The 7,044-nt window shown below is 65.0% G+C and carries 5 protein-coding genes, 1 pseudogene and 1 riboswitch; of the genes and pseudogenes, 4 read left to right on the top strand and 2 right to left on the bottom strand.

The window, feature by feature from the left end; all coding sequences use genetic code 11:
- On the top strand, positions 1–256 hold a 256-nt coding region (locus WCB02_RS08520), incomplete at its 5' end, for a hypothetical protein (RefSeq protein ID WP_423957491.1).
- Positions 257–470: 214 nt separating this feature from the next.
- Here WCB02_RS08520 and WCB02_RS08515 read toward each other — a convergent pair.
- Positions 471–2,423 carry a tetratricopeptide repeat protein gene (locus WCB02_RS08515; protein ID WP_423957490.1) on the bottom strand — a complete coding sequence of 651 codons (1,953 nt, stop codon included), beginning with the start codon at positions 2,421–2,423 and terminating at the stop codon, positions 471–473.
- 196 nt (positions 2,424–2,619) lie between these two features.
- Positions 2,620–2,796: pseudogene (locus WCB02_RS08510) on the bottom strand (DUF1775 domain-containing protein); the annotation flags it as partial.
- Between the two features lie 418 nt (positions 2,797–3,214).
- A riboswitch (cobalamin riboswitch) is annotated at positions 3,215–3,435 on the top strand.
- Positions 3,436–3,531: 96 nt separating this feature from the next.
- Here WCB02_RS08510 and WCB02_RS08505 point away from each other — a divergent pair.
- From WCB02_RS08505 to WCB02_RS08495, 3 genes are all read left to right on the top strand, one after another.
- On the top strand, positions 3,532–4,596 hold the full coding sequence (locus tag WCB02_RS08505; protein ID WP_423957489.1) for a HoxN/HupN/NixA family nickel/cobalt transporter: 1,065 nt from the start codon (positions 3,532–3,534) through the stop codon (positions 4,594–4,596).
- A gap of 361 nt (positions 4,597–4,957) precedes the next feature.
- On the top strand, positions 4,958–6,232 hold the full coding sequence (locus WCB02_RS08500; protein ID WP_423957487.1) for a DUF892 family protein: 1,275 nt from the start codon (positions 4,958–4,960) through the stop codon (positions 6,230–6,232).
- Between the two features lie 161 nt (positions 6,233–6,393).
- Complete coding sequence (locus tag WCB02_RS08495) at positions 6,394–6,873, top strand: CYTH domain-containing protein (protein WP_423957485.1); 480 nt, start codon at positions 6,394–6,396, stop codon at positions 6,871–6,873.
- The last annotated feature ends 171 nt before the right edge of the window (positions 6,874–7,044 follow it).

Raw genomic sequence — 7,044 nt, 5'->3', positions numbered from 1 at the left:
GCCAGAAGCGGTCCGGGGCATGGCGGCGGCGGGCGACCTCGTTTCGGCATCGGCCTGCGGCAGCAAGCCTTCTTTCGACAAGCCTTCTTTCGACGAGCCTGGCATCGGTGAGCCCGGCGCCGCTCTTGCCGCCGGCGTTGCCGGCTGTTTGGCCGCCGCCTTCCCCGTTTCCCGTGGCGTTGGCCTTGAAGCGTCCCTTGCAGTTTCCTTCGAGGTTTCCTTGGGCCTGGCCGCGTTTTTGCCGGCGACCGACTGAATGAAAGCCGCGGTCTGTGCGATCAAGGCGTCGCGATCTTTTTGCCAGCTCATGGAATACCCTCACCGGCGGAAGAATTCGGCCATGCCGTCGTCGAATCAAGCGCCACTTCACCAGCTTCTGGGGATAACTACCAGCAATGGTTGAGCGGTGATAAAACCGGTACAGTTGGGCACGCTGGCGGACAGAGCCGGGCGATGCGGACGGGGAGGCTTCATCCCGGGCCGCCCGTCCTGCCGGCGGCGATCATCGCTTCGAGCTCGCTCCGCACGGCATCGAGCACGCTTGCATAGTCGCGCGCCTCGGTCTGCCGGAACAGCCGCGCGGTCGGATACCAGGGGCTGTCGTCGCGGTCGAGCAGCCAGCGATAGTCCGGCGTGTAGGGCAACAGGATCCAGGTCGGCCGTCCCAGCGCGCCGGCCAGATGCGCGACACTGGTGTCGACCGTGATCACGAGATCGAGGCAGGCGAGCAGCGCCGCGGTCTCGACGAAATCGGTGAGATGGTCGGTCAGGTCGACGATCCCGCGTCGCGCGCGCAGGCTCGCTTTGTCCTCGGGCCGCGGCTCCTTCTGCAGGCTGACGAAGGTTGCGTCGGCATCGAACAGCCGGCTCAGCGTTTGCAGCGGCACCGAGCGATTGTGATCGTTCTTGTGCAGCGGATTGCCGCACCACACCAGGCCGACCCGGGGCCGGGTGCGCGGACCGAGGCGGTCTTCCCAGACCTGGATGCGGGCCGGCGCCGGAGCCGGCAGATAAGGTATGTGCGCCGGGATCGTCTCGAGCCGGGTCTTGAAGATCAATGGCAGGCTGGAGATCGGGCAGTGCAGGTCGAATTCCGGCCATGTCGTGCTCTTTCGCGACAGACACTGCGTGACGCCCGCCACCCCGTCCAGCAGCGAACAGACCGAGGCCGCCACCGCCAGAATGACGCGCGCCCCGCGCGCGGCCAGCAGCGGCACATAGCGCACGAAATGGATGGTGTCGCCGAAACCCTCTTCGGCATAGACCAGCACGGTCTTGCCGGCGACCGGCCGCTCGCCATGCCATCTCGGCTGCGGAAAGCTCGGGTAATCCGGCGGCGTCGCCCGTCGCCACAATGCCTCGCGACCGGCCCAGCCCGCCTCGAAATTGCCGATCAAGAGCTGCAGCAGCGCCAGATCCCATGCCACGTCGGTATTGTCGGGCTGGATGTCCAGCACACGCTCGAACGTCGCGCAGGCCTCCTCGAACCGATGCAGTTCGGACAGCTTGACCGCCTTGTTGAGCAGCACCGGAACATGGTCCGGCTGCAGCGCCAGCGCGCGGTCGAACAACGCCAGCGCGTCGTCCGATCGCCCGGGACCGAGCGCATGGGCCTTGTTGCTGAGCGCCTCGACATGGTCGGGACGCAGCGCCAGCGCCCGGTCCAGCCATGCGAGCTCTTCGTCGTGCCGGCCGAGCCGGTGCAGCGCGATGGCGATGGTGTTGCAGATCTCGGCGTTGCCGGCATCGCGCGCGTAAGCATGATGGCCATCCGCCAGCGCCTCCTCGAACCGCTCCAGTCCGATCAGGGCGCGCGCGCGGCCGTGCAGCACGGCGGCATGGTTCGGCAACAGTTCGTCGCACCGCGCAAAGCAGGCGGCGGCCTCCTCGAAGCGGCCGAGCTCATGCAGAACGATCCCGCATCGGTTGGCCGCATTGACGTTGCGCGGGTCGAGCTTCAGCGCATGCTGCAGGCTCAGCACGGCCTCGGGCAGGCGTTGCTGCTCGGCAAGCAGATTGCCCATCTGCCGCCATAGCTCGGCGTCGTCGGGCCTGAGCTTGACCGCGGTGTCGAGGGCCTTCAGCGCCTCGTCGTGGCGTTGCTGCTGTTGCAGCACGCTGCCGAGGCTCGCCAGATATTCCGGCCGCGCCTCCTGCCGGATCGCGCGGGCCAGCCATTCCAGCGCATGGTCGGCCTGGCCGGCCTGGAACGCCAACAGTCCCATCAGATGCAGCGAGGGCGCATGATTGCCGTCCGCGACAAGCGCCTGCTGGCACGAGAGCTGGGCGTCGAGATAGCGCTGCGCCTGCATGTGGCCGAGACCGGCTTCGTAGAGCGCGGTGGGCGAGGCGGCGGGACTCTCCAGAGCCGTGAGAGTCCGCTCCGGGTCTGCTGCGCCGGCCTGCGGTTCGCGATGAGTCATCAGCGCATCCGGTTGATCAGCGTCCATCGGGGCGCGACGCGCCGCGAAGGCGAGTGCTAGATGATTCCCGCCATGGCGGAAAGCAGCGCAGCCTCCGGTCGCGACCTGCCCGGATCCCGGCCAATCCAGCATGCCTGCTGGCGCAGCCATCGCCCGTGGCGCGATCGTCGCGCTTTTGCGGCATCGACGCCCGGTGCTTCGGCAACAGCTCGACGCCCGGTGCCAGCCGCTTGCCCTCGTGCGAAGGCTCACCTTTGGCGGGAATCTCGATCCAGCGGCTCACGCCTTGCTCACACTCCTGCACCACCGGAAAATACAGCGTCGAATGGGGCGCGAGGCTGTCGGTCAGGAACGGGTTCACGACGAACCTATCGTTCCCACGCACCCCGGCCTCATCGTGAGACGCATCGCTTGTGCGATGCTCAGGATGAGGTTCGGAGGAAACTGATCTGATTCGAATCTCGAAATGGCTCTCTGGTTGTCGCTGAGGGCACGTCGTCGCAACATCTGGAATCCTTCTCGACGCCGGCGCGATGGCCGGCCTTGATGCGTATTGTCCATTGCACGCCAAGGGCGTGCAGTCCGGCGCATGGAGTCAGGAAGCTATTGGCGGAGCCCGCGAGTTGGAGCCGGTGCGCGGGGACGACGAGGTCGAGCGCCGCATCGCGCCAGGCTTTACCGAACCGTGCGCTCCACCACGCGTGCCGTGAGTCGTCCCACTCGGAAGCATGTGTTCCGAGCATGTGTTTCCGCATGTGTTTCCGTGTCTTGACAAGAACCGGACGATGCTTTCAGCTGTTGCGGTTCAGGGTGCCGGTCGCGTTGGCGGCAAAGGGAATCTGGTGCGGTTCGCTGGGTGTCGAAACGCAAACCAAATCCAGAACTGCGCCCGCAACTGTGAGCGGTGAGTCCTTCGTCGAAAATGCCACTGGGCTCGTGCGACAAAGCCCGGGAAGGCGAGGAAGGGCGATGACCCGCGAGCCAGGAGACCGGCCTGGACACGTCATCCTTACCGGCGTGCGGTGCGCGCGCCTGGGGCGGTTCTTTCGCTGCGGTGACATGATCGGAAATGTCTTGATCTGAAATGTCTTGCGGATGAAGGGCCGCCATGGCTGCGCATGCGAAATTGAGTGCTCGAGATGAATCCGGGCCCGTCCTGGCCGGCCTTCGCGGTCGGATCGTCGGAATCTACGGCCTTCTTGCGATCGCCAATCTGTCGGCCTGGACCTGGGCCTTGATGGCGTTCGCCGGCCAGCCGGTTCTCATCGGCACCGCCGTGCTGGCCTATAGCCTCGGGCTGCGCCATGCCATCGATGCCGACCATATCGCGGCGATCGACAACGTCACGCGCAAGCTGATGCAGGAGGGACAGCGGCCGGTCGCCGTCGGCTTCTTCTTCGCGTTGGGGCATTCGACGGTCGTCGTACTGGCGTCGGTTGTCGTGGCGCTGACGGCAAACCTGTTGAGCGATGAACTGGTTGCCTATCGCGAGATCGGCGGCATCATCGGGACATCGGCGTCGGCGCTGTTCCTGTTCGTGATCGCGATCGCGAACATCGTGGTCCTGCGCGGCGTCTGGCGCGCCTTTCGGCAGGTCGAGCGCGGCGATCGCGTGACGCAGGCGGACATCGATGCGCTGTTGCAGCAGCGCGGCTGGCTGGCGCGGCTATTCAGGCCGCTGTTCCGGCTTGTTTCGGAAAGCTGGCAGCTTTATCCGATCGGCCTGTTGTTTGCGCTCGGTTTCGATACCGCCAGCGAGATCGGCCTGTTCGGTCTCTCGGCCCAGGCCTCCAACGCGGTCTCCGGCTGGTCGCTGCTGATTTTCCCGGCCCTGTTCGCGGCCGGCATGGCGCTGGTCGACACCACCGACGGCGTCCTGATGCTGGGCGCTTACGGCTGGGCCTATCGAAATCCGCTGCGCAAGCTGTTCTATAATATGACCATCACGTCGGTGTCCGTGCTGGTGGCGCTGGTGGTCGGCGGCATCGAGACGCTCGGCCTGATCGCGGATCGTTTCCATCTGCAGGGCGTGTTCTGGAACGCGATCTCCGACCTCAACGATCATTTCGGCGCGCTCGGCTATGGCATCGTTGCGCTCTTCGTGGTGTGCTGGGGACTGTCGTTCGCGATCTATCGTTTCAAGCGATACGACCTCACCGGCAGCCTGGAGTGAATCCAGTCGGGGCGGCGCGTCCCTCGATTGGCGGCCTCCGGCATTTTGGCGTGCATGGCTGCCACGACATGACGCCAGGCCTGGTCATCAAGCCTGGTCATCAAGCCTGGTTATCATGGGTTAACGACAGCGCTCTCGGCGATGGCTACGGTGTTCACGCTTGGCCGCTCGCCGCCCGGGCTGGCCGGCAAAGAGTCGCGGCCCCGGTTCATCGCAACCGGGGCCGGGCTTGTTGGGCTCGGCATCTTGACAGGTGCGGGAATCCCCCGGGTTCCATCGTGGGTTCCTCCTCGCTCGTTAGGAACAAAAACCCTCTGGCTTCCATTGCCCCGGTATAATCATGCAGAGCGAGGTTGGTCCCATGTATCATCATGTCAAGAAACTCATGTTCACCGTGCGGGTCGACGAGCCCGATGTCCGGTTCGGCAAGATGCTGCTGGAACAGTTCGGCGGCGCCAACGGCGAACTCGCCGCGGCGATGCAGTATTCCATCCAGGGCCTGAACTGCGAGGACCCCGACCGCAAGGATCTGCTGATGGATATCGGCACCGAGGAGCTCAGCCATCTCGAGGTCGTGGGCTGTCTGGCGCGGATGCATCTGAAACCGTCGAAGTTCGACCGGCAGGCCGCGGAGACTGATCCCTTGATCGCGATCGCTGGCGGCGGCGGCGTCAATCTGTTCAATTCGCAAGGTAATCCCTGGACCGCGGATTATCTCAAGATCACCGGCGAGCTCGACGTCGACCTGCGCAGCAACATGGCCGCCGAAGCCCGCGCCAAGATCGTCTATGAGCGTCTGATCAATTTCTGCGACGACGCCGGCAGCAAGGATGCCCTGCAGTTCCTGATGACGCGGGAGATCACCCACCTGAAGGCGTTTGCGCTGGCGCTGGAGAGCCTGAAGAAGCCGGCGTTCTCGGTCGGCAGGATCGCGCCCACCCCGGGCCTGGTCGATCAGTTCTTCAACGATTCGACCGGCGAGGGCGAAGAAGGCGAGATCGACACCAGAGGTCCGTGGAATGAAGGCGGCGAGTGGGAGTTCGTGGAATCGCCCGCGCTCAGCGGAGCTGCAAGCCCCGGCGTGATCAGGACGGAAAGCTCGCCGCCGACCTCGCCGCTCGGCATGGACGAACTGCTCACGGAGCAACTGCGCGACATCCTGCATGCCGAAAAGCAGCTGACCAAGGCGCTGCCGAAGATGGCCAAGGCCGCCCGCTTCGACAGACTGCGCGAGCTGTTCGAACAGCATCTGGTGGAAACCGAAGCGCAGATCGAGCGGATCGGCGAGTGCTTCACGCTGCTCGGCGTCAACGCCCGCGCCAAGCCCTGCAAGGGCATGGCGGGCCTGGTCGAGGAAGGCGAGGAGGTCATCGAGCAGGGCGAGGCCAAGGAAGACGCCGCAGCCGATCTTGCCTTGATCGGCGCCGCCCAGAGGGTCGAGCACTACGAGATCTCCGGCTACACCACCGCACGAAACCTGGCGCAGCAATTGCGTCATAGCGCGATCGTCGATCTGCTGTCGCAATCGCTCGCCGAGGAGGAGAACGCCGACCAGCTGCTCAATCAGGTCTCCCGTTCGCTGATGTCGGTCGCGAAAATGCCGGCCGTGATCGAACAGGCTGAACCGGTCGAATAGGCGAAGACCGGCCGCGTCGCGAACACGATGAAGCAGGTTGCCCAACCGAGCCGATCCGTCGCAAACATGGGAGTCCCGGCCAGGCGAGCGCCGAGCCGGGACCGATCACCACAGGCGGGCGGTCGCGCACGCGGACGATCGAGCAGCGGAAGGATCGCGTCATGGCCGAGGAGATCGAGCGCAAATTCCTCGTCGACACGGCGCTATGGCGCGCGACGGCCGCTGGAACGCCGTACCGGCAGGGTTATCTGTCGTCGGTGGGGGAGCGCGTCGTCCGCGTGCGCATCGCGGCCAATCGTGGTCTTCTGACGATCAAGGGGCTCGCGACCGGGATCAGCCGGCTCGAATTCGAGTATCCTATTCCGCTTGCCGACGCGGCCGTGATGCTGGATCAGCTTTGCGAACGGCCGCTGATCGAGAAGACGAGGTACCGCGAGGTGGTTGCCGGCCGGATCTGGGAGGTCGACGTGTTTCACGGCGACAATGACGGGCTGGTCATGGCCGAGGTCGAACTTGCGACCCCTGCGGACAGGATCGAGCTGCCGCGCTGGGCGGGAGCCGAGGTGTCGAACGACCCGCGCTACTTCAACAACAACCTCGTGGCCCAGCCTTACAGGTGTTGGCGGCACGATCACGCGTGATGGGCATGTCATGGACCAGACGAGCCATGCCATGAAACCCGTCGTTTCCAGGCCCTCGGAACGGACGTCTTCTCGCCCACCCCGAAACGGCCGTCATCGCCGGGCTTGTCCCGGCCATCACGTCTTCGCCACATCAAAAGAAAGTAAGACGTGAAAGAAGAAAGTAAGACG

Origin of the sequence: Bradyrhizobium sp. (assembly GCF_049581145.1) — a bacterium.
GTDB lineage: Bacteria > Pseudomonadota > Alphaproteobacteria > Rhizobiales > Xanthobacteraceae > Bradyrhizobium.
The sequence above is the reverse complement of the archived record's forward strand: the minus strand, read 5'-3'. Positions and strand labels throughout refer to the sequence as shown.

Coding starts and splice junctions, on each gene's coding strand:
- WCB02_RS08515 (WP_423957490.1), bottom strand. CDS start 2,423: ATGACTCATCGCGAACCGCAGGCCGGCGCAGCAGACCCGGAGCGGACT.
- WCB02_RS08505 (WP_423957489.1), top strand. CDS start 3,532: ATGGCTGCGCATGCGAAATTGAGTGCTCGAGATGAATCCGGGCCCGTC.
- WCB02_RS08500 (WP_423957487.1), top strand. CDS start 4,958: ATGTATCATCATGTCAAGAAACTCATGTTCACCGTGCGGGTCGACGAG.
- WCB02_RS08495 (WP_423957485.1), top strand. CDS start 6,394: ATGGCCGAGGAGATCGAGCGCAAATTCCTCGTCGACACGGCGCTATGG.